The organism is Halomicrobium zhouii, assembly GCF_900114435.1.
Classification (GTDB): Archaea; Halobacteriota; Halobacteria; order Halobacteriales; family Haloarculaceae; genus Halomicrobium; species Halomicrobium zhouii.
Genome location: NZ_FOZK01000002.1, coordinates 390,126 through 416,804 on the forward strand (window position 1 = coordinate 390,126; position 26,679 = coordinate 416,804).

Annotated in this window: 23 protein-coding genes; 17 read left to right on the forward strand and 6 right to left on the reverse strand. The window is 67.4% G+C overall.

Going from position 1 to position 26,679, the window contains the following annotated elements:
- Positions 1 to 241: 241 nt before the first annotated feature.
- The 8 genes from BM337_RS09180 to BM337_RS21595 all read left to right on the forward strand — a co-directional run bounded on the left by BM337_RS09180 (position 242) and on the right by BM337_RS21595 (position 6,981).
- Complete coding sequence (locus tag BM337_RS09180; RefSeq protein ID WP_177227380.1) at positions 242 to 865, forward strand: hypothetical protein; 624 nt, start codon at positions 242 to 244, stop codon at positions 863 to 865.
- On the forward strand, positions 862 to 2,076 hold the full coding sequence (locus BM337_RS09185) for a hypothetical protein (protein WP_218155547.1): 1,215 nt from the start codon (positions 862 to 864) through the stop codon (positions 2,074 to 2,076). The genes BM337_RS09180 and BM337_RS09185 overlap by 4 nt, the downstream gene beginning before the upstream one ends.
- A gap of 399 nt (positions 2,077 to 2,475) precedes the next feature.
- Entirely contained in the window at positions 2,476 to 2,871 is a 396-nt protein-coding gene (locus BM337_RS09190; RefSeq protein WP_089816195.1) for a hypothetical protein, read from the forward strand.
- Positions 2,868 to 3,746: a hypothetical protein gene (locus BM337_RS09195; protein WP_089816197.1), complete on the forward strand. Its 879-nt coding sequence runs from the start codon at positions 2,868 to 2,870 to the stop codon at positions 3,744 to 3,746. The genes BM337_RS09190 and BM337_RS09195 overlap by 4 nt, the downstream gene beginning before the upstream one ends.
- Positions 3,747 to 3,759: 13 nt before the next feature.
- Positions 3,760 to 4,497, forward strand: coding sequence for a hypothetical protein (locus tag BM337_RS21590; protein WP_245778638.1), 738 nt, complete (start codon positions 3,760 to 3,762; stop codon positions 4,495 to 4,497).
- A 130-nt stretch (positions 4,498 to 4,627) separates the two neighbouring features.
- Positions 4,628 to 5,569: a hypothetical protein gene (locus BM337_RS09205; RefSeq protein WP_089816199.1), complete on the forward strand. Its 942-nt coding sequence runs from the start codon at positions 4,628 to 4,630 to the stop codon at positions 5,567 to 5,569.
- A gap of 49 nt (positions 5,570 to 5,618) precedes the next feature.
- The gene (locus tag BM337_RS21095) at positions 5,619 to 5,786 is read left to right on the forward strand and encodes a hypothetical protein (RefSeq protein ID WP_177227382.1); all 168 of its coding nucleotides are present in this window, start codon (positions 5,619 to 5,621) and stop codon (positions 5,784 to 5,786) included.
- Between the two features lies 1 nt (position 5,787).
- A complete protein-coding gene (locus BM337_RS21595) occupies positions 5,788 to 6,981 on the forward strand; it encodes a hypothetical protein (protein ID WP_245778639.1) in 1,194 nt (397 codons plus the stop codon).
- A 164-nt stretch (positions 6,982 to 7,145) separates the two neighbouring features.
- Here BM337_RS21595 and BM337_RS09215 read toward each other — a convergent pair whose 3' ends face one another.
- A complete protein-coding gene (locus BM337_RS09215; protein ID WP_089816201.1) occupies positions 7,146 to 9,803 on the reverse strand; it encodes a heavy metal translocating P-type ATPase in 2,658 nt (885 codons plus the stop codon).
- Positions 9,804 to 9,889: 86 nt separating this feature from the next.
- Positions 9,890 to 10,474, reverse strand: coding sequence for an AsnC family transcriptional regulator (locus BM337_RS09220; protein ID WP_089816203.1), 585 nt, complete (start codon positions 10,472 to 10,474; stop codon positions 9,890 to 9,892).
- A gap of 128 nt (positions 10,475 to 10,602) precedes the next feature.
- Between BM337_RS09220 and BM337_RS09225 the strand changes: the two genes are divergently transcribed.
- The gene (locus BM337_RS09225) at positions 10,603 to 10,800 is read left to right on the forward strand and encodes a heavy-metal-associated domain-containing protein (RefSeq protein WP_089816205.1); all 198 of its coding nucleotides are present in this window, start codon (positions 10,603 to 10,605) and stop codon (positions 10,798 to 10,800) included.
- Between the two features lie 133 nt (positions 10,801 to 10,933).
- Here the strand turns inward: BM337_RS09225 and BM337_RS09230 are convergent, their stop codons facing one another.
- Genes BM337_RS09230 through BM337_RS09240 form a run of 3 tightly spaced genes read right to left on the reverse strand, consistent with a single transcriptional unit; the run spans position 10,934 to position 14,432 of the window.
- The gene (locus BM337_RS09230) at positions 10,934 to 11,431 is read right to left on the reverse strand and encodes a hypothetical protein (protein WP_089816207.1); all 498 of its coding nucleotides are present in this window, start codon (positions 11,429 to 11,431) and stop codon (positions 10,934 to 10,936) included.
- Positions 11,428 to 12,651, reverse strand: coding sequence for a cell wall-binding repeat-containing protein (locus tag BM337_RS09235; protein WP_089816208.1), 1,224 nt, complete (start codon positions 12,649 to 12,651; stop codon positions 11,428 to 11,430). Before BM337_RS09235 ends, BM337_RS09230 begins: the two co-directional genes overlap by 4 nt.
- Positions 12,648 to 14,432: a DUF4396 domain-containing protein gene (locus tag BM337_RS09240; protein WP_143117685.1), complete on the reverse strand. Its 1,785-nt coding sequence runs from the start codon at positions 14,430 to 14,432 to the stop codon at positions 12,648 to 12,650. The genes BM337_RS09235 and BM337_RS09240 overlap by 4 nt, the downstream gene beginning before the upstream one ends.
- 359 nt (positions 14,433 to 14,791) lie before the next feature.
- Between BM337_RS09240 and BM337_RS09245 the strand changes: the two genes are divergently transcribed.
- Both BM337_RS09245 and BM337_RS09250 read left to right on the forward strand, forming a co-directional pair.
- The gene (locus BM337_RS09245; RefSeq protein ID WP_089816211.1) at positions 14,792 to 15,097 is read left to right on the forward strand and encodes a hypothetical protein; all 306 of its coding nucleotides are present in this window, start codon (positions 14,792 to 14,794) and stop codon (positions 15,095 to 15,097) included.
- 2 nt (positions 15,098 to 15,099) lie between these two features.
- Positions 15,100 to 15,708: a hypothetical protein gene (locus BM337_RS09250; protein ID WP_089816213.1), complete on the forward strand. Its 609-nt coding sequence runs from the start codon at positions 15,100 to 15,102 to the stop codon at positions 15,706 to 15,708.
- Between the two features lie 32 nt (positions 15,709 to 15,740).
- Here BM337_RS09250 and BM337_RS09255 read toward each other — a convergent pair whose 3' ends face one another.
- On the reverse strand, positions 15,741 to 16,817 hold the full coding sequence (locus tag BM337_RS09255; protein ID WP_089816216.1) for a saccharopine dehydrogenase family protein: 1,077 nt from the start codon (positions 16,815 to 16,817) through the stop codon (positions 15,741 to 15,743).
- 152 nt (positions 16,818 to 16,969) lie between these two features.
- Here BM337_RS09255 and BM337_RS09260 point away from each other — a divergent pair, with 152 nt between their 5' ends.
- The 6 genes from BM337_RS09260 to BM337_RS09285 all read left to right on the forward strand — a co-directional run bounded on the left by BM337_RS09260 (position 16,970) and on the right by BM337_RS09285 (position 26,534).
- A complete protein-coding gene (locus BM337_RS09260) occupies positions 16,970 to 18,514 on the forward strand; it encodes a hypothetical protein (RefSeq protein WP_089816218.1) in 1,545 nt (514 codons plus the stop codon).
- Between the two features lie 97 nt (positions 18,515 to 18,611).
- A complete protein-coding gene (locus BM337_RS09265; protein WP_089816220.1) occupies positions 18,612 to 19,772 on the forward strand; it encodes a DUF4382 domain-containing protein in 1,161 nt (386 codons plus the stop codon).
- A 97-nt stretch (positions 19,773 to 19,869) separates the two neighbouring features.
- Positions 19,870 to 21,111 carry a cation:proton antiporter domain-containing protein gene (locus BM337_RS09270; protein WP_089816221.1) on the forward strand — a complete coding sequence of 414 codons (1,242 nt, stop codon included), beginning with the start codon at positions 19,870 to 19,872 and terminating at the stop codon, positions 21,109 to 21,111.
- Between the two features lie 88 nt (positions 21,112 to 21,199).
- The gene (mutL, locus tag BM337_RS09275) at positions 21,200 to 23,386 is read left to right on the forward strand and encodes a DNA mismatch repair endonuclease MutL (protein ID WP_089816224.1); all 2,187 of its coding nucleotides are present in this window, start codon (positions 21,200 to 21,202) and stop codon (positions 23,384 to 23,386) included.
- 883 nt (positions 23,387 to 24,269) lie between these two features.
- Complete coding sequence (locus BM337_RS09280; protein ID WP_089816226.1) at positions 24,270 to 25,223, forward strand: sugar kinase; 954 nt, start codon at positions 24,270 to 24,272, stop codon at positions 25,221 to 25,223.
- A 99-nt stretch (positions 25,224 to 25,322) separates the two neighbouring features.
- Entirely contained in the window at positions 25,323 to 26,534 is a 1,212-nt protein-coding gene (locus BM337_RS09285; RefSeq protein WP_089816228.1) for a PGF-CTERM sorting domain-containing protein, read from the forward strand.
- Positions 26,535 to 26,679: the final 145 nt, after the last annotated feature.

A 26,679-nucleotide genomic window follows, 5' to 3' on the forward strand; every position in this document is an offset into this window, starting at 1 on the left:
GACCGACGAACTGTCGACGGTCGTCAAACGCTACGACAGTCTCGATGCCGACGAGAGGGCGCTCGCTCAGCAGTCGATGTCGCGATCCGGAGATGACGGTATCAGACTCCTGGAAACCGACGTCTGCAACAGTCCGTGTGACAGTCTCCTCAAATCCGTCGACGACTTCGCAGACGGTCGCTCCGAATTAGACGCTGATGAAAAGCGAAAGCTCGTCGACGCGTTCGAAGACTCTGACGGCGTGTCTGACGACGTTCCTGGCGGGGACCCAGAACAGGTACAGAACAATCTCGAGTATCTCGCCGACGAGGGGGTCGACGGGCTCGATGGCACCATCGGTGACATCTCGGGAGACCGAAACGGATACACCGGCCTCGCTGGCGAGGTCAAAACCGCAAAGCGCGTCGTTGAGAACCAGAACGACGCCGACGTGGAGATGCGAAGGGACGTCGATCCAGACGACATTGCCGACGAGGACATCCCCGACGGTCTGACGCGTTCAGACGACTTCAAAGCTGGAACCACCGACATCGACGTCAACGATAGGAACGGGGCCGCGTACGAATCGAAAAACAACGTCGAATTCACGCCGCTGTACGACGACATCAGCGCCTATCGATCAGTAGGCGACAAACTCGACGAGCTGCGACGGAAACTAAACACCATCGCAGCGAGTGGGCAAGACGAAATCGTCATCGTGATGCGAGAAGGTGAGCTAGAGTCCGAATACAGCGATGACGTCACCAATGCATTCCCCGAATCGGTACAGGCTGTCGAGAGACCGACTGACCTGGCCGATATGGTCGAGGACAACTTCGATGGCGTCAGTGTCGAGTTCAGAAGCTACGAGGAAGTAGGGTCATGAGAATGGAAGGCACGCTTTCCGTGTTGTTCTACAGGACTGAGCGGCTGGATCGCGAGGAACTGATCGACCCCACACTCTCCATCTGTGCGGAGCAGGGACTTTCGAGCGAAACACAGACGCCGTTGAATCCGAGGGAGATCACGGTCGACGACGAAAATAGAGTCACGGTCTACGACGATACGAGACAGGTGCGGTTGAACTTCGACATCGATAGTTGGAGCGGTCCGGTCGGATCGGTGCTCACGATCAGTACCGACGCTGAGGGTCTCGTTTCGGCCGAAGAGAGTCTAGATACGGAGTACACTGGATTCGCTCGCGACCTCGTCGAGACGATCCGTCGACTCACCGTGGAAATCGATCCGTACTACGTCTCCTCGTACAATACGTGGGTGATGAACGGGGAAACCGCCCCGACGCCGGAAGCCGTCTTGCCGCTGGAAACTCCGTTCGAGATAGAGCGACTCCCGTGGCTCGGCGTCTACTCGGAACCACTGATCGAACGCTTCGGGGGCAGGGAGCGCGTCCTCGCAACGCCGGCGTGGAAGGTCGAGGAGTTAGACAACGGTAGTATCCTCGTCATCACGACGCGGACGCCCTGGGAAGGTTATCACGAAAAACTGCCCGCCGATCGATATCTCCTCGACGGGGCGGACCGTGACCGTGCCACCGGCACCGACGAACAGACACCGCTCACAGACCCGTTCGCAGAACTCGAAAGCGGCGAGTTTGGCGCGGACGTCTGCGTCCACCGCGACGACATCGCGAGTGAGTTCGTCGACGAGGATCTTCGACTCGAGCGCGTTTACGTGGACGAGGCCAGGGACCTCCGCAGGACCGACGTCGACACGTTCGTTCGCAACGTCGTCGACGATGCCGCTGGCGAGACAGCCGACATCGTGGGACGGATGCTCGCAGACCTCCCTGCTGACGCGACGAGAGACGACCAGATGGTTTCTTCGCTGTTACACGGGGCAATTCCACCGTCGTTCGTTCGACTCGACGATCCCAACGACGAGAACGTCGTAACGAAGGTGATGGACCTCGACGTTGACACGAGCAAACACGACCTGCTCGTCTCGCTCGGCCGCGTCGCCCAGCAAGCCGACTTCACCAACGCCGACCTGGCGACAATGGAACGCGCACTCGACAATCTCCAGGACCTGGACGACGTTGATGGCATCGACGATTGGATCGAAGATGCACTCCTGTAGATCCCCTTTCTCACGATGATTCGGCGTCCTGCCCGGCTTCCGCCGAAAATTCGTGTTCTACCGGGATGGGGCTCTCGACTCAGTTTCCACTGGAAAGTGAAACGGTCGAAGTTCTGGAATCGCTCGTCGAGGACGACGCGGACGAGACAGTCCGTACCGCGGCACGGGAGACGCTCTCACGGATCCGAGACTGATACCGGCGTGGCTCGCCGTGGGTAGTCGCTGGGGTACGCGACCGGCACGGTCGCGCCGGCCGCGGCCTCGGGCGGTGGCAGCGTCGTCCAGAAGGGCCTAACCAAGTCACGCAAACTCCAGCGCCTCGTCGACGCCGCCGACTCCGCGACGCCGTCCAGAGTACCGAACGGGGTGAAACCGCACGTTCTCCGCAGCGCTGGCAAGGTGGACGACGCGCTGCCAGATACGAACGTCCGGACCGGCACACTGAGCGCGAAGCTCAACCGGATGCCCGAGCCCAAGCGGACCGAAGTCACCGAGCAGTTCGACGAACTCGACCCCCAGACGAAGCGGTATCTCGGCGAGACCGACGTCGACAATCCGGCGAGCAAATCGGCCGACCTGTTCCGCAACGCCGGGCCAGACGGTCGTCGCGCGTTGAACGACCTCGCAGACACCGACCGCGAGGCCGCCGACGCGCTGCTGGAGATAGACGACGCCGCGACGCAACGGCGGTTCGTCGAGGCGTACGAGCAAGGGGACGTCTCGACCGACTGTCGACAGCGGTCAAACGGTACGACGAACTGGACGCCAGTGGCACGGAGGATGCCGACGACGTGATCGCCACCATTGGCGACGACGGGGCCGACTTGCTCGCCAACGCCGACGGGGAAACCGTCCGTATCCTCATGGACGGCTCCGGCGACGTCGACCAGTCGTTCCGTCGCGCCGTTGCCCGCTCGGCCGACGGCGACAGCATCGACTCGTACACGCAACTCGATAGGGCCGTCGAGAAGGTCGATGACCTCGACGGTACGCGGCAGCGACGTGCGAAGCAGCTCGTCGCCGAGACGGACGGGGCTGGCGTCAAACTCGTCGACGAACTCGACGACGACGGACTCCGGCGGGTACTCGACCTCGAAATCGATTCGGCTGACAGGTTTCGAACCGCAGCGGCGCGAAAGGTCGACGCGGGTCACGCTGATGCCGACGACGTTGACAAATTTGCCAAACACGCCGACAACCTGGAGGGGGTCGATGGGCTGAATAGTGGTCCCTTCGATGACTTCGTCGAAGCTGGGGATCCGGGGAACGTCCAGGGAGCACTCAGAGAAGTTCGACGTGCCGACGAAATCGGGTCGGAGAACATCCGGCGGATGAGCCTCGAACTCAAAGACGGGAAACAGGTCAAGGGCGAGCTGGATATCCAACTGAAGTCGGGCCGGATAATCGAATCGAAGTCCTCGTTCGGATATCGAAGAGCCGAGGTTGATGATCAGTTCGAGAAGAAGCTGACGACCATGCGTGATCATCCGGACGCGACGTTCGACGGTAATACCCTCGAAATACGCGCAAGCAAGATCGGTGACCCAGACATGGTCGAAGCGAAGATTACAGAGTGGGAAACCAAGGTTGCCCAATCCAGTGATTGGAACAACGCCGATATCACGATCGAAGTAGTTGATGAGAGTACGAGTACCGTGATCACGGGATAACTCGAGGGACAACATGGAAGACTACGATTGGATACAAATTGCCTATCTACTTGAGACAGAGCCATCCGTCGAAACGTACGAATCCCTCTTCAGCAGGATCAACACACACCTCGACCGACCACCGCGGTCTGACGAGGTCGAAGTCGTCTACTGGGACGACGAAGACGAACGGAACGAAACCGCTGAGGAGTACGACGGGGCCGCACAGATCGCATCCGAATACCCGACAGTCAAAGTTTTACTGGAGACCACGTGGGACGATATTTCGATCGGATTCGAAAAACAGGGCGTGGGATTCCCGTCTTACGAATCAACCCCATTTCTTCGGTTCACGACGTGGATCTACACGCTCGAGGACACCGACGAGGAGGCGTATCAAGAAGAGGTCGAACAGTATCGACGCGAGTTTGCCGAAATCCACGCACTGGCGGCCGACGTCCTCGGCCCGAAGTGGGGATTCGGCCGTCGAGGCGGTCTCGCAATCGGTGAAAATGACTCGATCGAGGAACTAGCCTCGACGACCACGCCGCCACTCTACGAGTACAACGTCTTCCGCCCCGAAACGGTCGAGGAACTCGGACGCGAGCGTGTGCTCTCCGCGCCCGCCTGGTACGTCCAGGAATTAGATTCCGGTGGTGTGTTCCTGGCCGTTCGCGAACCACCCAAGCAGTGTTCGTCCACCACCGATGCATGTCTCGACGTGGCCGATCACCTCGGGATCCCGCTCGGCAAGATCGAACGGTACCACTGACCGGCCTCAGATTCGTTTTCCCCAGCCAACGAGAGCAAACGTCGTCCAGAAGGGCCTGACCAAGTCGCGAAAGCTCCAGCGACTCGTCGACGCCGCCGACTCCGCGACGCCGTCCAGAGTACCGAACGGGGTGAAACCACACGTCCTGCGGGAGGCGGACAAAGTCGACGACGCGCTGCCAGATACGAACGTCCGGACCGGCACACTGAGTGCGAAGCTCAACCGGATGCCAGGCCCGAAGCGGACCGAAGCCACCGAGCAGTTCGACGAACTCGACCCCCAGACGAAGCGGTATCTCGGCGACACCGACGTCGACGCTCCTGCGAGCAGGAGTGCTGACCTGTTCCGCAACGCGGGGCCTGGTGGCCGCAAAGCGCTCGACGACCTGGCAGAGACCGACCGTCGGGCGGCCGACGCGTTGGTGGAGATGGACGACGCCGCGACGCAACGGCGGTTCGTCACGGCGTACGATAGCGGCGATGTCGATGCCGACGAACTGTCGACGGCCGTCAAGCGCTACGACGATAGGAATGCCGAGGGGACGGAGTTCGCCGACGACGTCATCGCACAGACCGGAGACGATGGCGTCGACCTGCTGTCGACTGACGTCTGTAACAGTCCCTGCCACGGGACGATTCGCTCCGTCTACGAGTACACCAAGCAGTCAGACGGACTGGACGACAAGGAGGCCAAGGATCTCCTCAAAGCGTACGACGAGGCCGAGGACGTTACCACCGGTCCGGGAAGTAACGGTCCCGGGGAGGTCCAGGAAGCAGTGAATTCCCTCGACCAGAGAGACGTCGATGGCATCAGGGACGTCATGCGCCACACCCAAGGAAACGAGAAGGGGTACAAGGAGATAGCCGGCGAAACCGACGTCGCGAACAAGTTACTCGACGGTGACAACGGAATCGAGGCCGGGGACATCGAGATGCAGCGACCGATCCGTGACGTGGACGACGCTCCGATCACCAAGAGTGACGTCGACGTCGACGTCGATTCGGAACTCACCGTTAGGCAGGACGCTCGAATCCCCCGCGATCGAGTCCAAGCACCTCAGCGTCGGCGATAAAAGCGATTTCATCATCAGACAGGAGTCGAGGGATCTCAGGAACAAACTGATGACGCAGGCCGCGGACGGTGAAGACGAACTCGTCATCGTGACCACCGACGAGTACCTCGATCGCATGCGAGAACAAGGTATGCTCGGCGAGATACGGAACGGCGTCCACCAGCAGGATTCGGATGCGACGGTAGAGTTTACAACGTACGGGGACTTGGAGGGGTAGTATGTGGGACGGGACTGCTATCGCCGCGTTCTACGAACTCGAGCCAGACGCCGACGTCGTTGCTTCGGTTATCGACGCCTGTTCGGCCGCGGGCTTCGACGTCGAGCGTCTCGTAGCGAAGGACTGGCACGAAACGCAACGGGAGTCAGTGATCGTCCCCCACGATCAGGGGTCCATCAATCTGGAGGTGAACCACAGCGACGAACGTGGACCCGACGAACCAGCCGTCAGTCTCGGTCTGGGTTCGGCGATCTATCCGTCGTCGGTGGACGACGCGGTGGCGTACCAGCGGGAGATGGACGCCCTCTTCGAGTTGATCTGTCGGCTCGCAGCGAGTGTCGCTGCGGGGTACGTGGCGGTGTTCGACTCGGAGGGGCGGGCCATGGCAGTCGTGCCGACGAGTCGACCCATCGGGGACGCACTCGAGCAGCCACCGATCGTTGGAATCTACTCGGCGGACGTCCTCGACCAGTCCGGTGGGCTGGACGGGTTGTACGACTCGCCACCGTGGTACACGGCGACGCTCCCAACCGGACAGACCGTCGTCGTCGAGTCTGAGGCCCCCTGGGCCGACGGCGGGTGGCAGCCCCCGACCGAAGCCGAGTACCTGGAACGCGCCGCCTTCGGAGACGAGAGAGCCAGTGACGAGGTGGACAACCCAGATTCGCGTGGTCTGGCCGACCCGTTTGCAGCGCTCGGCCCGGGCGAGTACGGTGCCGACGTGTGCGTCCACCGCGAGGACATCTCACGGGCGTTTCCCAACGAGGACTTGCGCCTCGTACGGGTCCGCGTCGACGAGAACGGCGACCTCCGCCGACTCGACGGCGATACCTTCGTCCGGAACGTCGTCGACGACGACCCGAGTGACGACACCGCGTTCGTGAAACGGATGCTCGTTGACGTTCCAGCCGACGCAACCGAGGGTGACGCCATGGTTTCGGCATTGCTTCACGGATCTGTTCCGACCGATTTCGTCCGCCTCGACGGGCCCGACGACGAGAACGTCGTGACGAAAGTCATGGAACTCGACGTCGGCGCCAGCAAGTTCGAGTTGCTCGTCAGCCTCGGCCGCGTCGCGCAGCAAGACGACTTCACCAGTGCGGACCTCGCATCGATCGAGGGAGCGCTCGAGACACTCCAGCAACTCGAAGACACCGACGCCGTCGACCGGTACGTCCGCGAGAACTTCCTCTGAATCGATCGAACGCGATCCCCGGCCCAGATTCTCACCTCGTACCGGACGGCATCGCCGGGGTCGGTCGAGTGCAGGTTGTGGAAGCGGCGACGCCGCCGGCATCACCATCCGATGTGTCCGTCCCGGCAACGTTGACCGATTGGTCGTCCCCCACGCGATCGATCCTACCGGAACCGGCCGAGCAGTTCGTAGTCGTGGTCCGGCGTGTACCTGCGGAACAGCAGGCTGTTCGTCAGCACCGACACCGAGGAGACGGCCATCGCCGCCGCGGCCAGCACCGGCTGGAGCAGGCCCAGCGACGCCAGCGGGATGAGCGTCGTGTTGTATCCCAGCGCCCAGACGAGGTTCTGCTTGATCTTCTGGAGCGTGGCCTCCGAGATGCGGATGGCCTTCACGACGTCCTGCGGGTCGTCGCGCATGAGCGTGACGTCGGCTGCCTCGATGGCGACGTCGGTGCCGCTGCCGATGGCCGTCCCGACGTGGGCGACGGCGAGCGCTGGCGCGTCGTTGACGCCGTCGCCGACCATCATCGCCTTCCGGCCCTCGGACTGGATGGCCTCGACGGCGTCGGACTTGTCTTCGGGGAGGACCTCCGCCCGGACGTTGTCCGGGTCGATGCCGACCTGTTCGGCGACGGCGCGAGCCGTCCGTTCGTTGTCGCCGGTGATCATCATCACGTCGGTGCCGCGGTCCTGGAGTGCGGCGACGGCGTCCTTCGCGTTCTCCTTGACCGTGTCCGCGTCGGCGACGACGCCGACGAGCTCGCCGTCCGCGGCGACTAGCATCGCCGTCTTCCCCTCGCTCTCCAGCCGCTCCATCGTCTCGGCGGCGGGCGTGGGGTCGACGCCCGCGTCGCGCAGGAGCTTGCGGTTGCCGACGAGCACTTCCCGGCCCTCGACAGTCGCACGGATGCCGTGGCCGGGGACGTTCTCGAAGTCCTCGGCGTCGGGGACGTCGAGCCCGCGTTCCTCCGCGCCGTCGACGATGGCCCGCGCGAGGGGGTGTTCGCTACCGCTCTCCGCAGCGGCCGCCAGCCGGAGGACGTCGTCCCCGGAAAGCCGCTCTCGCGTGGCTAATTCGCCGCCGTCGGACCGTCGGTCCGACGAGGTCCCGCTCTCACCGCTCGCGGCACCACCGTCGGCGACGGCATCACCGCCGTCGGTGACTGCGTTCCCCTCCCCGTCGACGGCGACCACGTCGGTCAGCTCCATCGCGCCCTCGGTGAGCGTCCCGGTCTTGTCGAAGACGACGGTGTCGACGTCCTTCGCGCGTTCGAGGACGTCGCCGCCCTTGAACAGGACGCCGTTCTGGGCGCCGATAGTGGTCCCGACCATCGTGGCAGCGGGCGTCGCCAGCCCGAGCGCACAGGGACAGGCGATCAGGACCGCGGAGGCGAAGACGACGACGGCGAACTCGAAGACGGAGACGGTGCCACCGGCCACTGCGGGGCCGCCGGCGACCTGGCCCCACAGCGGGAGCCAGTCGACGAAGCCGGCGAGCGTCTCGGGGAAGAGGAACCAGACGACGCCCCAGAAGAGGGCGTTCGCGATGACCGCGGGGACGAAGTACGCCGAGATGCGGTCGGCGAGGTTCTGGATCTCGGGCTGGCGGGACTGGGCTGCCTTCACCGTCTCGACGATCTGCTGGAGGGCGGTGTCGGCGCCGACCTTCGTCGCTTCGACCACGAGCACGCCGTTCTCGTTGATGGTCGAGCCGACGACCTCGTCGCCCGCCGTCTTCTCGACAGGGACGGACTCGCCGGTGACCATCGACTCGTCGACGGCGGACTGGCCGTCGACGACGACGCCGTCCGTGGGAATCTGTTCGCCGGGGCGGACCTTCATCCGGTCGCCGACGGCGACGTCTTCGAGGGGAACCTCGCGTTCGGTTCCGTCCTCGTCGACGAGCGTCGCCGTCTCGGCCTCCATCTCCAGGAGCTTCCGGAGCGCGTCGCCGGCCTGGCCCTTTGAGCGGGCCTCCAGGTAGTTGCCCAGCGTGATGAACACCAGGATGAGCGCGGCGGTGTCGAAGTACGTCTCGCCGGCGATCAGGCCGAGCAGGACGGCGACGCTGTAGACGTACGCCGTCGAGGAGCCGAGCGCGATGAGGACGTCCATGTTGGCCCGGCCGTTCTTCACGAGCGCCTTGTAGGAGTTCACGTAGAACGGGCGCCCCAGCACGACCTGGACTGGGGTCGCGAGGAGGAAGCCGACCCACTCGAAGGCGAACCCGAAGACGGTCTCGGGCAGGAGCGTCCCGCCCAGCAGGAACTTGTCGGCGAGGAAGACCAGGAACGGCGCCGACAGGGCCGCGCCGAACAGCGTCAGCCGGCGCTGGCGCCGGATCTCCTCGTTGCGAGCGGCGTCGCGCCGTTCCTGGTCGGACTCGCCCGAGGCCGCCTCTTCCCGGACGGGGGAGTAGCCGGCGTCCTCGATTGCGTCGTACATCGCGTCCCGTGAGACGTCTTCGGGGTTGTACGCGACCTGGGCCTCGTCGGTCGCGTAGTTCACCTCGGCGTCGATGACGCCCGGGACGCTCTCGAGTGCCACCGCGTTCGTCTCGGCGCAGTTGGCACACGTCATGTCCGAGATGGCGATGGAGATGGTTGCCCGCTGGGGCTCGTAGCCGGCGTCCTCGACGGCGTCGTATATCTCGGCGAGCGAGACGACGTCGGGGTCGTACGTCACCGATCCCTCGTCGGTGGCGTAGTTGACGTTCGCCTCGCTGACCCCGTCGAGAGCCTCGACGGTGTCGGTTATCGTCGCCGAACAGTTCGCACAGCTCATGCCCTGGATCGCCAGGTGTGTGGTCCGCCGACTCATTGTGTAGTTGTACGGGACCCTCGTTTACCCCCTTTACTGACACGCGTCCAAAGTCCAGTCACTTACAGAATTTCGAATCCAAAGTGCTACGCGCCTTCTTCGAGGCGTTCGTACCGGTCCTCGAACCGGCCCTGGCACGACGGGCAACAGAAGTGGTACACCTGGCCGTCGACCCGCGTCGAGGAGCCCTCGCTGTCGACGGTGTTGCCGCACTCGGCGCAGGTGAGCGCGAACTCGGCGCCGTCGAGCGACGGGTGCCAGGAGACGTCGTCCATCAGCGTCACCGCGTAGTCGGCGCCGGCGTCGCCGAGCAGCCCGTCGACCCACTGGCGGACGTTCTCGACCTGTGCGCGGGCGTAGAACCACACCTCGCCGTCGGCGGTGACGAACACGTGCTCGACGGCGTTCGCCTCGCCGACCCGCTCGCGTAGCGCGTCGACGTCGGCGGCGCCGCGGACCTGGACGAACACCGGGACGCCGGCGTGTAGCTGCGACCGGTCGACGTCGACGGTGAACCGCTCGACGACGCCCGCCTCCCGGAGTCTGGTCACCCGGTCCGAGACCGCCGGCCCCGACAGACCGACCGCGTCGCCGATGTCGCTGAAGGGCCGCCGGGCGTCCTCGGCGAGGTACCGCAGGATCTCCACGTCCGTCTCGTCGAACTCTCGCATACACGGCGTTCGGGCCCGCGCGCCAATATATCGTCCGGTCGGAGTTCAGTTTCGAAAGTTACCGTCTCCGATCGCTTCGGAATCGAAGGAGAAACCCACAAAGCCGGGGCGTCCCTACCTGTACTCGTATGAGCGAAACTATCACCGTCGAAGGGATGTCCTGCGAACACTGCGAGCAGACCGTCGCGGAGGCGCTCGAGGGCGTCGACGGCGTGACCGACGTCTCCGTCGACCGCGAGGCCGAGACGGCGACGGTCGAGGGCGACGCCGACACCGGGTCGCTCGTCGCGGCCGTCGACGACGCCGGGTACGACGCCTCGGCCTGACTGACGCGGAGGTTTCACCGATCCCCCGGAACCGACGGCTGGCTACCGTCGTTCGCGGACCGGTGGGCCCGTTCGTCCGGGGATTTTGACGGTATCGTTCGATCGTTCGATAGCTGTCTGGGCGGGGGCAGGGTCACCCCGAGCCCGTCGCCCGCTCGCGCTGGGGGTGTTCGTGGTGTGTGACAGTTCCCGCGACGGCGGTCGCCCCCTCGTCGCGGAGCAGCGCGGTTATCTCGTCGACCCGGTGGTCGGGGACTGTGACGGCGACCCGGGGGTCGTCGGTGGACGGCGCCTCGCGGAACGTTCCGACGACTCCCCCGACGAACCCGCCGACGGCGACGCCGAGACCGAGTCCGAGGAAGACGAGCGCGTACGGGCCGGCGGTCATGATCGGGCTGATCCGCGGGACCCAGAACACGTTCGCCTCCAGGCCGAGCAGCAGGAGCGCCCCGACCAGGCCGCCGACCGCGGCGCCCCACCGGAGCCCTCGTTCCTCGGGCATCGTCGTGGTCGGGTCGAAGAAGGGGTTGTCGTACGCTGGCTCCTCGGGCTCGACGTCCGCCTCCCGGAGGGCGTCACTGGCCGACTGGCTCGCCGCTTCGTCCGCGAAGGTTGCGACGAGTCGCTTCATCCGTCACCACCTGGCTCCTGTAACAGGGCGTGGAGTCGCGCCTGGACCCGTGGGTCGATCTGGTCGGTGTCGCCGACGACCCAGCCGTGGTTGTACTTGCGGTCGTAGGGCGCCGCCTCGTGGGGGCGCGTGAGGTCCGAGAGGTACCGCTCGACGTTCGAGGGGACCGACCCCTGCTCGACGAGGAGCATCGGCCCGTGTTTCCCGCGGTGGCTCTCGACGCAGGCCGGCAGGGCGATCCGCCAGTGCTCGGGGTTCGCGAAGATGAAGTTGTGCCCGCTCTCGGCGATCCCCCAGCCGATCTTGCGAGGCCACTCGCCGAACACCCACCCCTGGTTCCGGCCGACGTCGCGGTACCCGGCGAAGGCGGTGCTGAGCGTGTAGGGGTCGCCGGCGTTCGGGATCCGCTGGACGTGGCCGAACTGCGCGAGGTCGCGGGCCACTCCCTCGTCGATGGCGTCTTCGTCGCCCAGCAGGTACACGTAGGCCTCGTCGAAACGCGCTTCCAGCTGTCGCCGCGTCGGTCGGGGGATCCGGTCGCCGTCGACGTAGAGGAAACCGTCGCCGCCGTGGGCGTTCCAGGACTGGGCCGGGATCGCCCGCCGCAGGTCGTCGAGGTCGGCGACGAAGACGGTGTCACGGTGGTTCGCGTGGACGGTGCTGAGGTACTGGTCGCCGTTGGCGGCGACCTCGACGGGCGTCTCACCACCGATCCGGCTCGTCTTCAGCCCCATGTCCCGGACGGTCTGCTCGACGTCGGCGGAGACGTAGCGCTCGCCGCCGACGAGGTACACCTGGACGTTCCCGTCGACGGTGACGCCCTCCGGGTGGAGCCGCTCGATCTCGGCGCGCGTCGCGGCCGGCAGCGAGTCGCGCTCCGTCAGCAGGACGGCGCCGTCGATCGGGTGGTGGATCACCGCGACGCCGGGGAGCGCGGCCGCCAGTTCGCTGTCGTTTATCAGGATCGCCGCCCCGGGTCGGGTGTGCTCGTTGATCGCGGTGTAGACCGTCTGGGTAATCGCCGCCGCGGTCTCGTAGTCGCTTCGACCGGCGAGCCGAGTAGTCATCGTCGTGGCGGTCCACTCGCCGAAGTCGTCGGACTCGGGACCCGCCTGGTTCTCGCGGCGCCCGGTCGCTGCCAGCGCCGCGCCAGCGACACCGGTCCCGACCGGCAGGGCCGCCAGGTCGCGCAGGAACGCGCGACGGCTCCGGTCGCTCACAGCGCACCACCCGGCTTGCGGCGCTGCCTGACGAGCCGGCCGTTGACCGGCATCGCGACGACGAACCCGACGAGCGTGGCGAACACCATCACGCCGAACCAGAGGATGTTGTCGTCGCCGGGCATCATCGGGAGGTTGAGCATCATCAGTCCCCACATGCCGCCCATCATGCCGATCGAGACGCTCGTCATGCTCACCGCGACGAGCTTCGCGCCCTCGCGGATCGCCTCGCCGGTGTCGAGCCCGCGGGAGTCCCTGAGCATCGGGACGTGGAAGATTAGCCACGAGACGAGGAAGGCGACGGCGTAGACGAGGACGATGAGCACCGTCATGGCGTTCCCCAGCCAGAACAGCGGGCCGTCGAGGACGACCATGGGGATGCCGACGTAGTTGAGCAGGAACGCCGTCGCGATCATCGTACTCGCGGCGAACCCGACGCCCATCGCCGTCGCCGTGGCCGCCCGGAGCCAGTACGGTCGGAGCACGCGCGGGCCGTCCTCCGTCTCGACGACCTGCCTGCCCCGGTAGGCGAGCCAGTAGAGGGCGAAGCCGAACGGGCCGAGCAGGAGCGTCGTCAGCGGCCACACCATCTTCGTCCAGCTGTTCGCCTCGGGAATGCGGTGGCGCACGTGCGCGAACACGAACGTCGTGCCGAGGAGGCTAAATCCCGCCCACACCGCCGCGACGGCCTCGAGCGGACTGAGCCCCGCCCCCTGGTGACGGTACTGCGTGATCTCGACCGCGTAGTCCAGCCGACCCTGGGAGACCCAGGAGACCTCGTCCGTCGTCCCCATGGCGAACACGTGGTTGAACGGTCCCTCCGCGGGCGTCGAGAACCACGCCGGCTGGGTCTGCCAGGCGTAGTTCTCGGTGACGGCCGGCAGGCTCCCGTCCTCGTGGACCAGCAGGACGGGGCCGGCCTTCCCCCACTGGAGGTTCGCCGCCGAGACCGCGTGGGCCGGTTCGCCGGGGTTCACCAGCACGAAGTTGTAGTAGCCGACCTTGTCGCGCTCGTGGATGCCCCAGCCGAAGTCGCGGGACTCGTCGCGGAACTCGGCGACTTCGACGGCGTGGGACTGGGGCGTCTGGCCGGCGACCCGGGTCCACTCGACGCCGAGGTTCGACAGCGCGTCGTCGCCGATCAGCGACGGCGGCGCGAGGACGTAGGCGTGAGACGCCCCGAGTTCGTCGATCGCTCGCCGGGTCGCGTCCGGGACGCCGTCGTCGTTCGCGTAGAGGATCGGGTCCCCGGAGTACGCGCTCCAGGCCGCGGCGGGCAGCGCCCACCGGGGCGCCCCGGAACTCACCACGACGACGTTGTTCGGGCTCACATCGTCGGCGCCGCCGCCGCGGGTCGCGAGGGCGGCGGCCGTCTCGGCGGGCGACTCGCCGGCGGCCGCCGCGTCGATCGTCGTGGCGTTCGTCCCGTTCGCGCTCCCCGGCGGCGCCGCGTCCCCGTAGAGGAGGACGGCGTCGTCGCTCGCGCGGAGGTGCGTGGCCGCCAGCGCGGTCCGCCAGTCACCGCCCGGAACCCTGACGACGGTCGAGTAGTTCAGGCCCGACCCGGGCGGTCGCGCCGCCCGCGCCGTGAGTTCGCTCTGTCGCGCCGGGTCGGCGACCGGGAACCTGGTCACGTCCTTCGTCTGTACCGTCGCGTACGAACCGTTCGGCGCCTCCCCGTAGTCGAACAGGGTCAGCGCGACGACGTACAGCGGTTGCGTCGCCACGAGGATCGTTACCAGCGCAGCGGTGCCGATCGCTATCGTCTTCCAGCGGTCCATGTCTGTGTCCCTCTCGTCAGTCGTTCCGCGGTGCGGGGTCGTGCGGGCGGCGGTTACGGCGGGGATCGGTACGGCGCCAGCGACGGGCAATCCGTCTCGACGAAGGGGCGCGAGCCGCATTGTTATTGAGCCGGGAGTCGGGCCGGACAACTAGTGAGCGGCCGGACCGGCCCGTCTAATCCGGGCGTAAATCCCGGGCGCCGGGCGTCGTACGTCCGCGGACGAGTTTGGCACGGGTTATTCGGCCGGTCCGGGCCCGACCCGGCGCGACCGCGAACGTGCAGTCAGTCGGTTCGGCGGTAGCGCGACGACCTGTCACCGACCGTGGATTAACAGAGGAGCGACGCGTACGTCGACGCGTGACCGATACCATCGTCCACGCCCTCGGGATTCCCTTCGCGACCGTCACCGGCGCGGCCGCGGGCGTCCTCGCAGTGCTGTCGTGGCAGCTCTTCCGCGAGTCCCCCTTCGGTCGGGCCGTCGCGCTCCTCTCGGTCGTCGCGTCCGTGATCACGTTCTACCACGTGTTGCTCCTCGCCCTCGGGTCCGAGACGTTCGTCCTGCAGGCGCTCCGGAGCGGCGTCAACACCGTTATCGCAGGCGTGCTCCTGCTGGTCGTTCACGAGCACCGACGCCTCCGGCGCGACCGGACGGCGGACCGATAGCGATGGCGCCGCTCACGGCGTTCCAGGCGTACAACCTCGTGATCGGCCTCGTCGTCGGGGCCGAACTCGTCTACCTGCTCCGCGCCGAATCTGCCGTCACGGGCTATCGCCGGTTCATGCTCGTCACCGTCTTCGGGGTCGTCACCTTCGTCGTGGCCGGCCCGGTCGCCGAGGTGCTCGCCCCGTCCCTGGTCCACTGGGTCCACGGCGTCGGCGCGCTCCTCGTCGTGCTGGGACTGTACAGTCCCGTCCGGAACGACCTCCGCACCGAAGGGTGGGCGCGCGTGCTGCTGTGTGACCCGTCCCAGATCCGTTCACCGGCAGACTGGATGCGGCCGATGGACGACGCCATCCTGGAACTGTTTCACTCCTCGGAGCTCGTTCTCACGCCCGCCGTCGTCGCGCTGAACATCGACCGCAGCCGGGAGGCGGTCAATCGCCGGCTGACCGCCCTGGCGGACCGTGACCTCGTCGAACGCGTCGAGCGGGGGAAGTACCGTCTGACGCCGCTCGGAGAGCAGTACCTCCGGGGACGGCTTCACGTGTCGATGCTGACTCGGCAGGGAAAGGAGTCGAATCGCCCAGAGCGTGAACCGCCAGCGGAGCGGTGATATACCCGCCGGAATCGACAGGTGGCGGGCGTTCAGGCCTTCACCGCGACCCGTTCCTCGCTCTCCTCGCGCCGGACGCCGTCGAAGGCGTAGACGAACTCGGGACCGAACGCCGAGGCCGGCGTCTGGAAGCCCGGCTCGACGGCGCCCTGGAGCGCCCGGCCAGCGGCCTCGACGGCGGTCGCCGCGGTCACGTCGTAGGTGTCGGGCGTCCGGAGACGCGCCGAGACCTGTCGGCCGTCCTCGTCGATAACTTCCCCGTAGATGCGGCTCTCGCTCCGTGCGCGCTCGGTGGCCGAGGGCCCCGAAACGGCGACGTCGACCAGTTGTTTCAGCACGCTTCGGACCGGCTTCGTCCCCAGCAACGGCGCGAGGCGGCGGGTTCGCACCATCACGTCGGCGGCGTACTCGGGCACCACGGCGTAGGTCTCGATGTTGGGGATGCCCGTCGTGTAGTAGGCCGTCGAGACGTCGCCCCACGGCACGGTGACGGCAGTCTCCGGCCCGGAACCGAAGTCGAACTCCCTGGTCTTCCAGGCCATCGGGACGTCCCGGAGCCGGCCCTGCTGGCGGACCACGCCGGGGCGTTTCAGCCCGTCGATCATCGACTTGACCGTCCCCGGCGAGAACGTGCCGAGGCCGTCGATGGCGAGCGTGAGGTGGGTGGCCTCCAGGTCCTCGTCGTGGAGCTGGGCGGCCAGGCAGTCCGTCGCGACGACGTCGAACCCCACCCCGGGCAGGGACGTGATCTCGGCCGCCGAAGCCTCGGCGTCCCGCTCGGCGATGGATTCGAGGACGTCCACGTTGCCCGCGATGTCGAGGTAGTCCGTCCCGGCGTCGAGACAGGCCGAGAGCATCGGCGTCGTCGTCGCCGAGAACGGCCCGGCGCAGTTCAACACGACGTCGACGTCGCGTACCTGCCCCTCGACGACCGGCGGGTGTTCGAGGCTGAACACCGCGTGGGCAAGGCCGAGGTCGCTCGCCAGCCGCTCGACCGGTTCCGCCCGTCGCCCGGCCAGGACGGGTTCGAGCCCCTGCCTGACCGCGTGGCGAGCGATCAGCCGCCCCGCGTAGCCGTACGCGCCGTAGATGAGCAGACCGTCTGTCATGGCGACTAGTCCGGGCGGTATCGCCCTAAACAGAGAGCCTGTATCTGCAGGCCGTTCCTGGTACCAGAGAGTCCACAGCCGGCGGCGATTCGTCGGTGAAATCCCGTCGAACCGACGTGAAAGCATTTACCGCTATCGTGCGCCCCACCGGTATGCGCAGACGAGCCCTCCTGGCCACAGTCGGCGCGTCCCTGGGCGCGGGCTGTTCGGCCCTCGTTCCGGGCGACGCCGAACGGTCGACCGAGACGGTGACCAGCGTCCCGGTGAACCACACCGCGACGGACGAGTCGACGACGCCCGGCGAGGAACGCGACGTCCCGCCGACCGACGCGCGGCAAGTGGTCGAACTCGAAACCGGGCCGCGGACCCTCGCGGTCGTCGGCAACGCGCCGGAGGACGGTCCGGTCGATCGCTACGGGCCCGACGACGGGGGACTCCGGGTCGGCTTCACCGAGACGGCGACGGCCGACGGGCCGGCGGTGCTCGAAGCGACGCTGCTGAACAACGCCGACTGGGAGAACACGTTCCAGCTGTGGAAGTTCCCGCCGTTCGGTGACCTCTCGCACACCCGGTTGCGCCGCCGGGGGATGGCGCGACGCTTCGAGGGCACTGTCCCGAACGACGTGGAAACTGGCCTCTACCTCGCACCGACCGCGAATCACGACCTCGTCGACGAGGTGGTGGAGCCCCGTCGCGGGCCCGAGGGGTACTGGCAGACGCCGGACGTCCCGCCGGAACTCCCGACGACGGTGACGCTCGAACCCGGTGAGTACGTCACCGGCGAGTACCACGTGCTCGGTCACTGGGACCGGGCCGGGTTCCCGACGGGGACCTACGCTTTCGGCAGCCACGAGTCGGGGCTGGTCCTGTCGGCGTGGGACGCGACGGCGCCGGGACCGACAGAGGACGCCCGGATTTCGGCGTCACTCCCGTCGCTGTCCGACCAGTTCGAGATCCCCTGGTTCCACGAGGCCGACGCGTCGGCGCTCGTCTACCTGGAACCGACCCGCGAGCGGGTCGCTGCGCCGGGCCGACTCTCTTTCCGCCTGGTGAACCGGACGCGGGGCCAAATCGGCGGCAACCCCTACCAGTGGGGACTGTACAAGCTCACCGACGGGTCCTGGCATCGGATCGCGCCCCGGGAGATCCCCATGCCCTACACCAGCGTCTCGCCGGGCGACGCCTACGGCTACACCCTGGCGCTGTTCCACGGCGACGGGTTCGAAGTCGACGACCAGGACGCCGACCTGGCCCGGAGCGTCGGGCGCCTCGGCGGCGGTCGGTACGCCTTCATCGGCGGCTTCCACCAGAGCGATCGCCGACCGCCGGCGGCCGCGTTCGACCTCGACGCGCCGACGGTCCCGCTGTCGGTGGCAGACGCGGCCACGCAGACCGAGGACGGCGGGGACGCCCTCGTCACGTTCCCGTCGTGGGGGGACGACGACCACCCGCCGGACGCCACGCTGACCGTGCGGCGGAGCGGGGACGACGCCGACGAGACGCTGATCCGTGAGGTGATCGCACGCGACAGGCTGGTCGCGCTGGAGACGGCGCTGGCGGCCATCGGCGACCGGGAGCGCGTCGTCGTCCGCGCCGACGACCACGCCGTCGAGAACGTGACGGGTTACGACTCGACGCGTCGCGTCTTCGACTTCGAGGGGACGACCTACGCGGCCGAGGCGAACCTCGACCCCTGACCGTTCCGGATGTCCCGGCGTCGGGCGTCCACTGTCCTGTCAGTACAGCCAGTACAACGGCCACAAGAGATACCCTTCCCTTTGAGAACGACAGTGTATGCGAGTTACTACGTTGCGGACGGTGGCGGTCGTCGCCGTCGTCGTCCTCGCCGGGTGTTCCGGCGTCGTGAGCCAGGGCGACCAGGCGACTCCCACTGCCCCCTCTTCTGCCGACGCATCGACCGCGAACCAGGGTTACTCGGTCTCCGTCGTCTCACAGACGAGCGGATCCGACGACGGCGTCGACTTCTACGTCAGCGACGAGGAGAACGCCATCGACGACTTCGCCCACCTGAACGTGACCATCACCCGCGTCGGGTTCCAGCGGGCCTCCGACGGCGACAACGAGAGCGATGGCGGGTGGGTCGAGCGCGACGTGGACAACCGCTCGGTCGACCTAACCCGGCTCAAGGGCGCCAACGCGACGCGGCTCACCACCGTCGACGCCCCGAACGGGAGCTACGACACGGTGTTCGCCTACGTCAGCGACGTGAACGGCACCCTCACTGACGGCGAACAGGTCCGGGTCAAACTGCCCAGCGAGAAACTGCAGATCCACAAGCCCTTCACCGTCGGCGACGGCGAGTCGGTCGACTTCGTCTTCGACATCGCCGTGCACAAGGCAGGCAACAGCGGCAAGTACGTTCTCAAGCCAGTCGTGGGCGAGTCCGGCACCGACGTGCCGATGACGTCGGTCGACGAGGACGACGATGACGAACGGGATGGAGTCCTCGACGTGAACTTCGTCGGGAACGTCACCCGCGGCGGTAACGCGACGCTCGAAGTGACGCGGAACGGAAGCGCCGTCGAGAACGCGACGGTGACCGTCGACGACGAGCAGGCCGGGACGACCGACGGGGACGGCCGACTCACGGTCGCCATCCCCGACGCCGACGAGGTCGAGATAACGGTCGAAGCCGGCGACGCGGAGACGGAACTCGAACTCGACTTCGAGCGCGAGGCCGACGCGGAAGAAGACGAGGAATCGGACGAAACCGAAGAAGCCGAAGACACTGAAGAAACCGAAGAGACGGAGGACGACGAGGCCGAAGGCGAGGCCGGCGACGACGACGAGACCGAAGAGACGGCGGAGGAAGACGAGTCCGAAGAGACGGCGGAGGACGATGACGACGGCGTCGACGACGACTCCGACGATGAGGACTCCGACGACGACGGCGACGACGACGCGACGGAAACCACCGCGTCGGGCGACAGCTAGGCCTCACCGTCGACAGGGCGGTCGGCCAGTCGGCGATCGCGGGACCGTCCTGTCAACGAGCTTTTAACCGTTTACTCGTCGTACGTTCCCGCACTGAATGAGCCGGTTGAACGTCGGGCTCGCGCTGATCGCGGGGCTGGTACTGGTACTGAGCCTCGGAACGGGATTGCTTCGAAGTCGCGGCTACCTGCCCTCCGAACAGATTCTCGCCGCGCTCTTCGGCGTCCTGGTCGGTCCGGCGGGGCTGGGACTGCTCTCGCTGACGGGGCTTGGCGACCCGCTCGTCGTCCTCGAACAGGTCGCGCGGCTGACGGTCGCCATCGCCGTCACCAGCATCGCCCTGCGCCTGCCACCGGACTACTACCGGGAGAATCTCCGCACGCTCGCCGTCGTGCTGGGACCAGTGATGGTGTTTATGTGGCTCGCGAGCGCGGCCGTCGCGTGGCTCTCACTGCCGGGATCGGTGTGGCTGGCGCTGCTGATCGGCGCCGTCGTCACGCCGACCGACCCGGTCCTGGCCAACGCCATCGTCGTCGGCCAGACGGCGACGGAGAACATCCCGGAGCGACTGCGGTACCTCCTGTCGAGCGAGGCGGGGATCAACGACGGCGCGGCCTACCCCTTCGTCTTCCTGCCGATATTCGTCATGCAACACCGGCCGGACGCGGCCGTCCTGGCGTGGGTCACGCGGACGCTGCTTTGGGAGGTGCTCGGCGCCGTCGTCCTCGGGGCGGCCATCGGCGCCGTCGTCGGTCGGGTCGAACGGTGGGCCAGTTCGGAGCAGTTCGTCGAGGACACCTCCGTGTTCACGGTGGTCGTGGCGATGACCTTCGCCGTGCTCGGGGTCGTCACGCTACTGGGTAGCGACGGCATCCTGGCGGTCTTCGTCGCCGGCGTCGCGTACAACTGGCAGGCCGACCCGAGCGACGAGGCCGACGCCCAGCGCGTCGAGGAGGTGTTCAACCGGCTGTTCACGCTCCCTATCTTCGTCTTCTTCGGGATGGCGATTCCCTGGGCCGCGTGGGCCGCCCTCGGCTGGGCGGGCGTCGGGCTCGTCGTCGGTGTCCTGCTGGTCCGGCGACTCCCCGCGTTCTGGGCGCTCCGGGGCGCGATAGACCCCCTCGACCGGCCGGCCGCCGCCCTCTTCGTCGGCTGGTTCGGCCCTATCGGCGTCGCCGCCGTCTTCTACGCGACGCTCGCTGTCCGCGAGACGGGATCGGAGCTGCCGTGGACTGCGGCGAGCCTCGTCGTGGCGGGGTCGCTGCTGGCCCACGGGCTGTCCGCGACGCCGCTGACCCACTGGTACGGCGGCGTCGACGGCGAGCACGAGTCCACGTAGGCTAGCTGGCGAGCACGACGGGCCGAGAGACCGCAGGCTAAAGTCGCTCGGCCGTATACGCCTCTCCAATGAAGGCAGGGACGGACCGATGACGGGGGACGTCGACGCCGACGACGGCCGGGAGTCGGACGACGGCGCGACTGCGTCCGCCATCCGCCAGCTCGACGACCAGACCGTCGAGCGCATCGCCGCCGGCGAGGTGGTCGAGCGCCCGGCCTCGGTCGTCAAGGAACTCGTCGAGAACAGCCTCGACGCCGACGCGAGCCGGGTCTCGGTCGCGGTCGAGGCGGGCGGCACCGAGGGCATCCGCATCACCGACGACGGCGTCGGAATGAGTCGCGAGGCGGTCGAGACCGCCGTCGAGAAACACACCACCTCCAAGATCAGCGACATCGCGGACCTGGAGGCCGGCGTCGCCACGCTGGGCTTCCGCGGCGAGGCGCTCCACGCCATCGGCGCGGTGTCGCGGGTGACTATCACCACGCGCCCGCGCGGCGAGGATACGGGGACCGAACTGGTGCTGGAGGGCGGCGAGGTGACGAGCGTCGGCCCCGCGGGCTGTCCGGAGGGAACCACCATCGAGGTGGCGGACCTGTTCTACAACGTTCCCGCCCGCCGGAAGTACCTCAAGCAGGCCAGCACGGAGTTCGCCCACGTCAACACCGTCGTGACGAGCTACGCGCTGGCCAACCCGGCCGTCGCCGTCTCGCTGGAACACGACGGCCGCGAGACGTTCGCGACGACGGGGCAGGGCGACCTGCAGGAGACCGTGATGTCCGTCTACGGCCGGGAGGTGGCCCGGTCCATGATCGCCGTGGAGAGCGACGATTCGGACCTCCCAGAGGGTCCCCTCGACGGCGTCTCGGGCCTTGTCAGCCACCCCGAGACGAACCGCGCCGGCCGCGAGTACCTCTCGACGTACGTCAACGGCCGCTACGTCCGGGCGAACGCGGTCAGGGAGGCCGTCGTCGACGCCTACGGCACCCAGCTCGCCCCCGACCGGTACCCCTTCGCCGTCCTCTTCCTCGACGTCGACCCCGGGACGGTGGACGTCAACGTCCACCCCCGAAAGATGGAGATCCGGTTCGCCGACGAGGCGGGGATGCGCGAACAGGTCGTGAGTGCCGTCGAAGGTGCCCTACTTCGCGAAGGCCTGATCCGTAGCGGCGCACCGCGCGGGCGGTCGGCGCCCGACCAGACCGAGATCGCACCCGAGCGGAGCGAGGACGGGAGCGAGGCGGACGGCGACGGTGCCGACGACCGGGGTTCGTCCGACCGCGGCGACTCCCGCCGGCTCTCCATCGACGCCGCCGACGTCAAGGAGGGCCAGAATGCGGGCGCGTCCGAACGCGAGCGCCCGTCCCGACCCACCGGCGACGACACCCCACAGCCGCCGACAGCGGACGCCGACGGCGGGACCGACGCATCAGTTTCGTCATCGTCGACCGGCCCGGAGCCGTCGACGCCAACTGACGCCGGGTCCGGGACCACGTCCAGCGACACCGACCTATCGAGCGACACCGACCCATCGAGCGACGCCGGCCGGTCGAGCGATACCGACCGATCCAGCGATCCGGTCCGCCCAAGCGACCCCTCACGGAAGTTCACTGGCGGGCGCCAGCAGCGCCGACTCGGCGGCGAGGAACCCACCGAGTCCTTCGACACGCTCCCGTCGATGCGCATCCTCGGCCAGCTCCACGAGACCTACGTCGTCGCCGAGACCGACGACGGCCTCGTCCTCGTCGACCAGCACGCCGCCGACGAGCGGATCAACTACGAGCGCCTCAAGGAGGCCTTCAGGGGGGAGACGACGACCCAGGCGCTGGCCGACCCCGTCGAACTGGAACTGACGGCCAGGGAGGCCGAACTGTTCGCCGACCGCGGCGAGGCGCTCTCCCGGCTGGGCTTCCACGCCAACCGGGTCGACGACCGCACCGTCGAAGTGACGACGGTCCCCGGCGTCGTCGCCGACGGCGCCGGCCCGGAACTCGTCCGGGACGCGCTGTCCGCGTTCGTCTCGGGCGAGGACGCGGCCGCCGAGACGGTCGAGGCCGCCGCCGACGAACTGTTGGGTGATCTGGCCTGCTACCCGTCGATCACCGGCAACACGTCGCTGACGGAAGGGTCGATCCGCGAGTTACTGGCCGCGCTGGACGAGTGCGAGAATCCGTACGCCTGTCCGCACGGACGGCCGGTGGTCATCGAACTCGACCGCGGCGAACTGGAAGACCGGTTCGAGCGCGACTATCCCGGTCATTCTGGACGGCGGGAATGAGTTTTTAGAATCGGTCGTTCTGGGTTCGCTTCGTACCAGTCTACTGCTGTAATACTGACAGCGGAACGCCCGTGCGTACTCTGGAGGAACTGCTGCTAACACTCCCACCAACAGAAGAAAGCCCTCGGCGCACGCTCTGGAGTTGGAATCAGGACCGCCAACAACCCGAAAGCCCTCGGCGCACGCTCTGGAGTTGGAATCAGGACCGCCAACAACCCGAAAGCCCTCGGCGCGCTCGACTCGCGCGGACCCGCTGCGCGCCGTCGGTGCTTGTGGGTCCGTGCTTCGCCGGAAGACTCGCTTCGCTCGTCTTCCGAGCCATCCGCTCGCTCCGCTCGCGGAGACGCCGACCGCGCCTCGCCGTTTCAGTCCGCCAGGGACTGCATCACTCGCGCCACGGAAGCGCTCGCGATTAAAGCCACCAGACCTCCCCGAATTCGCGCCGTCCGGCGCGAATCACGCTTCCTGCCCGCTCCGCAACCGCGCGGCGGTCGGCCGGGAGCGGAGCGGGCGCGAAGTGACCGCGTTTGCTCGAACGGCGCAGCCGTGAGAGCGCGTTTCATCGCGCGACCAGGGGGAGGGCAGGGCGGCGGTGCGGTCACCTGGTGGACTGAAAGGGCGAGGCTCGGTCGGGGAAGCCGGGACCCCTTAGCACCGCAACGAAGTGAGGAGCACAAGGTGGTCCCCGCGACCCGAGCGGGCCGAGGGCTTTCGGGTTGTTGTTGGATCTGTTGTCGACTCCAGAGAGCGGGCCGAGAAGCGTTCCTTCGGTCGTGAAATCCCAGTCGACACCACGTGAGTCACCAACCACAGCCTCACCCACCCCCAAATCACCCGTCGACACAGCCGTGTGAACTAAGCGGGGGGCTATCGATGGGCTCGTATGACACGTCTCGTCACCTTCGGTGAGACAGCCCTCCGCATCACGCCGCCGGGGCGCGAGCGCCTCGAAACCGCCACGGACGTCCGCCTGCGGGCGGACGGGACAGAGAGTAACGTCGCCGTCGCGGCGAGTCGTCTGGGGACGCCGTCGGTCTGGATCTCGAAGCTCCCGGACACGCCGCTGGGCAAGCGGGTTCAGTCGGAATTGCACGAACACGGACTCGACACCGACGTCGTGTGGGCCGAGGCGGACGCCGGGCGCCAGGGCCTCTCGTTCCACGAGATGGCGCGCAGCCCGCGCGAGGACGTCGCCATCCAGGACCGGGGCGACGTCGCGGCGGCGACGGTCACGCCGGGGGAACTCCCGATGACGAAGATAACGAGCGCCGACGCGGTGTTCGTCAGCGGGTCGACGATGGCGCTGTCGCCGAACGCGGCGGACACCGTCGAGGCCATCCTCCGGGCGGCCGGCGGGACGCGCGTCCTCGACCTGGACTTCGACCCCGGACTCTGGTCGGCCGACCGGGCCCGGCGGGCGTTCGAGGGGCTGCTCGACGCCGTCGACGTCCTGATCGCCAACGAGGAGGACGCCAAGACCATCTTCGAACGCTCTGGCAACCCGCGGGAGATCATCCACTCCATCGCGTCGGAGGGCGGCTTCGACGAGGTGGTCATCACCCGGAGCGAGCGGGGCGCCATCGCGGTCGACGACAACATCCTTCACGAGGTCGACGCCATCGAGACGGAACTGGTCGACGCGGCCGGCCAGCACGACGCGTTCGTCGGCGGGTTCCTCCACAGGCACCTCGCCGACGCGTCGACGGAGGACGCGCTGCGCCACGGCCTCGCCGCCGCGGCTATCACGCGGACCATTCCGGGGCCGATGACGACGATGTCGGCCGGCGAAGTGGAGCGGCTGGCGGCGGCGGCCGCTGACGACGGACGCGGGCACTGATCGGGCGGCGGGTACAGACTACCGAACGGGGACGCATCGGCCGAGGGACGGTGCTGATCGGACGGAAACCATTTATCCCAGGACACGTACCGGGTAGTTATGATACCGACACGCGTCCACGCGACGGTCGTTCTCGTGGCCGCACTCTGTCTCTCGGTGGGGGTACCGGCAGTCGTCGCGGGCCAGAGCAACGTAACGCTCACAGTGACGGTCGTCGACCAGGACGGCGACACCGTCAGCGACGTCGACATCTCGGCGACCTGGGACGACGGCGGCCCGGTCAACGAGACCACCCGTTCCAACGGCCAGGCCCTCGTCGACGTGCCCGAGGGCGCCAACGTCACCATCTCGGTCCACGACGAGGACTACGTCCGCAACACGCCGCTCGTCATCCAGGACGCCGAGACCGGAGAGGTCGACGTCGAGGTTGCCGAGGCCGGCTCGGCGACCGTCGAGGTCGTCGACGCCCAGGGCCCGGTCGGTGACGCGAAGGTCGAAATCTACGACGGCGACGACCGCATCGCCGACGGACGCACCGCCAGCGACGGCACCTTCGCCACGCGCGACATCGAACAGGGCGACTACGAGGTCCGTGTCCTGAAGGAGGGGTACCTCCGGAACGCGACCGACCTGACAGTCGACGGTGACGTCACCCACGAAGTCGAAGTCCAGCAGGACTCGCGGCTCCTCCAGGTCACCGTCCGCGACGACCACTACTCGCCGCCCCAGGCCGTCGCGAACGCGAGCGTGCGGGTCGGGGGCCGCGGCACGGTGACGACGCTCTCCAACGGCGAAGCGACCGTCCAGGTGCCGGTCAACGCCAACTACGATATCACCGTCACCAGGGACGGCTACGAGACCAACGAGACGTCGGTCCGCGTGCGCGAGGAGGCCGAATCGGCCAACCTCACCATCCAGCGCACCGACGCCATCAGCCTCGACGCCGCGAACGAGCGCGTCGTCGCCGGGGAGTCGGTCCGCGTGACCGTCACCGACGAGTACGGCGACCCCGTCTCCGGGGCCGACGTCGCCATCGACGGCGAGTCCGCCGGCACGACCAACGACGAGGGCGAACTCTCCGTCACGGTCGAGGGCGCCGGGACGCACAACCTCACCGCCACCAGCGGCGACCTCGAGGCCACCGCCAGCGTCGAGGGCGTCGGCGCCGACGGCGACGAGGCGACCGCCACCGCCTCGGCGACCGAGAACGAGACCGGTACCGAGACGTCCGACTTCAGCGGCCCCGGCTTCACCGTCGTGGGGGCGGTGGTCGCGCTGCTGGCGGCCGGGCTGCTGGCGCGCCGGGACTGAGAGAGAGCCGACTTCGAGAACTGGAGTTGGTTTTTCCGGGCCGTTTCCCCTGTACTGGCCGTTCTGTGGGTGTGCTTATTGAACAATGCTTATCGGTAGCTAAAATTACACTATTGCATGGGGAGTTTGGATGAATCAGATACGC

What these genes read in the sequence shown, in the direction of transcription:
- mutL (WP_089816224.1), top strand. Translation starts at nt 21,200, where the DNA reads ATGACGGGGGACGTCGACGCCGACGACGGCCGGGAGTCGGACGACGGC.
- BM337_RS09220 (WP_089816203.1), bottom strand. Translation starts at nt 10,474, where the DNA reads ATGCGAGAGTTCGACGAGACGGACGTGGAGATCCTGCGGTACCTCGCC.
- BM337_RS09240 (WP_143117685.1), bottom strand. Translation starts at nt 14,432, where the DNA reads ATGGACCGCTGGAAGACGATAGCGATCGGCACCGCTGCGCTGGTAACG.
- BM337_RS21590 (WP_245778638.1), top strand. Translation starts at nt 3,760, where the DNA reads ATGGAAGACTACGATTGGATACAAATTGCCTATCTACTTGAGACAGAG.
- BM337_RS09185 (WP_218155547.1), top strand. Translation starts at nt 862, where the DNA reads ATGAGAATGGAAGGCACGCTTTCCGTGTTGTTCTACAGGACTGAGCGG.
- BM337_RS21595 (WP_245778639.1), top strand. Translation starts at nt 5,788, where the DNA reads ATGTGGGACGGGACTGCTATCGCCGCGTTCTACGAACTCGAGCCAGAC.
- BM337_RS21095 (WP_177227382.1), top strand. Translation starts at nt 5,619, where the DNA reads ATGACGCAGGCCGCGGACGGTGAAGACGAACTCGTCATCGTGACCACC.
- BM337_RS09270 (WP_089816221.1), top strand. Translation starts at nt 19,870, where the DNA reads ATGAGCCGGTTGAACGTCGGGCTCGCGCTGATCGCGGGGCTGGTACTG.
- BM337_RS09225 (WP_089816205.1), top strand. Translation starts at nt 10,603, where the DNA reads ATGAGCGAAACTATCACCGTCGAAGGGATGTCCTGCGAACACTGCGAG.
- BM337_RS09250 (WP_089816213.1), top strand. Translation starts at nt 15,100, where the DNA reads ATGGCGCCGCTCACGGCGTTCCAGGCGTACAACCTCGTGATCGGCCTC.
- BM337_RS09230 (WP_089816207.1), bottom strand. Translation starts at nt 11,431, where the DNA reads ATGAAGCGACTCGTCGCAACCTTCGCGGACGAAGCGGCGAGCCAGTCG.
- BM337_RS09285 (WP_089816228.1), top strand. Translation starts at nt 25,323, where the DNA reads ATGATACCGACACGCGTCCACGCGACGGTCGTTCTCGTGGCCGCACTC.
- BM337_RS09255 (WP_089816216.1), bottom strand. Translation starts at nt 16,817, where the DNA reads ATGACAGACGGTCTGCTCATCTACGGCGCGTACGGCTACGCGGGGCGG.
- BM337_RS09265 (WP_089816220.1), top strand. Translation starts at nt 18,612, where the DNA reads ATGCGAGTTACTACGTTGCGGACGGTGGCGGTCGTCGCCGTCGTCGTC.
- BM337_RS09260 (WP_089816218.1), top strand. Translation starts at nt 16,970, where the DNA reads ATGCGCAGACGAGCCCTCCTGGCCACAGTCGGCGCGTCCCTGGGCGCG.
- BM337_RS09215 (WP_089816201.1), bottom strand. Translation starts at nt 9,803, where the DNA reads ATGAGTCGGCGGACCACACACCTGGCGATCCAGGGCATGAGCTGTGCG.
- BM337_RS09280 (WP_089816226.1), top strand. Translation starts at nt 24,270, where the DNA reads ATGACACGTCTCGTCACCTTCGGTGAGACAGCCCTCCGCATCACGCCG.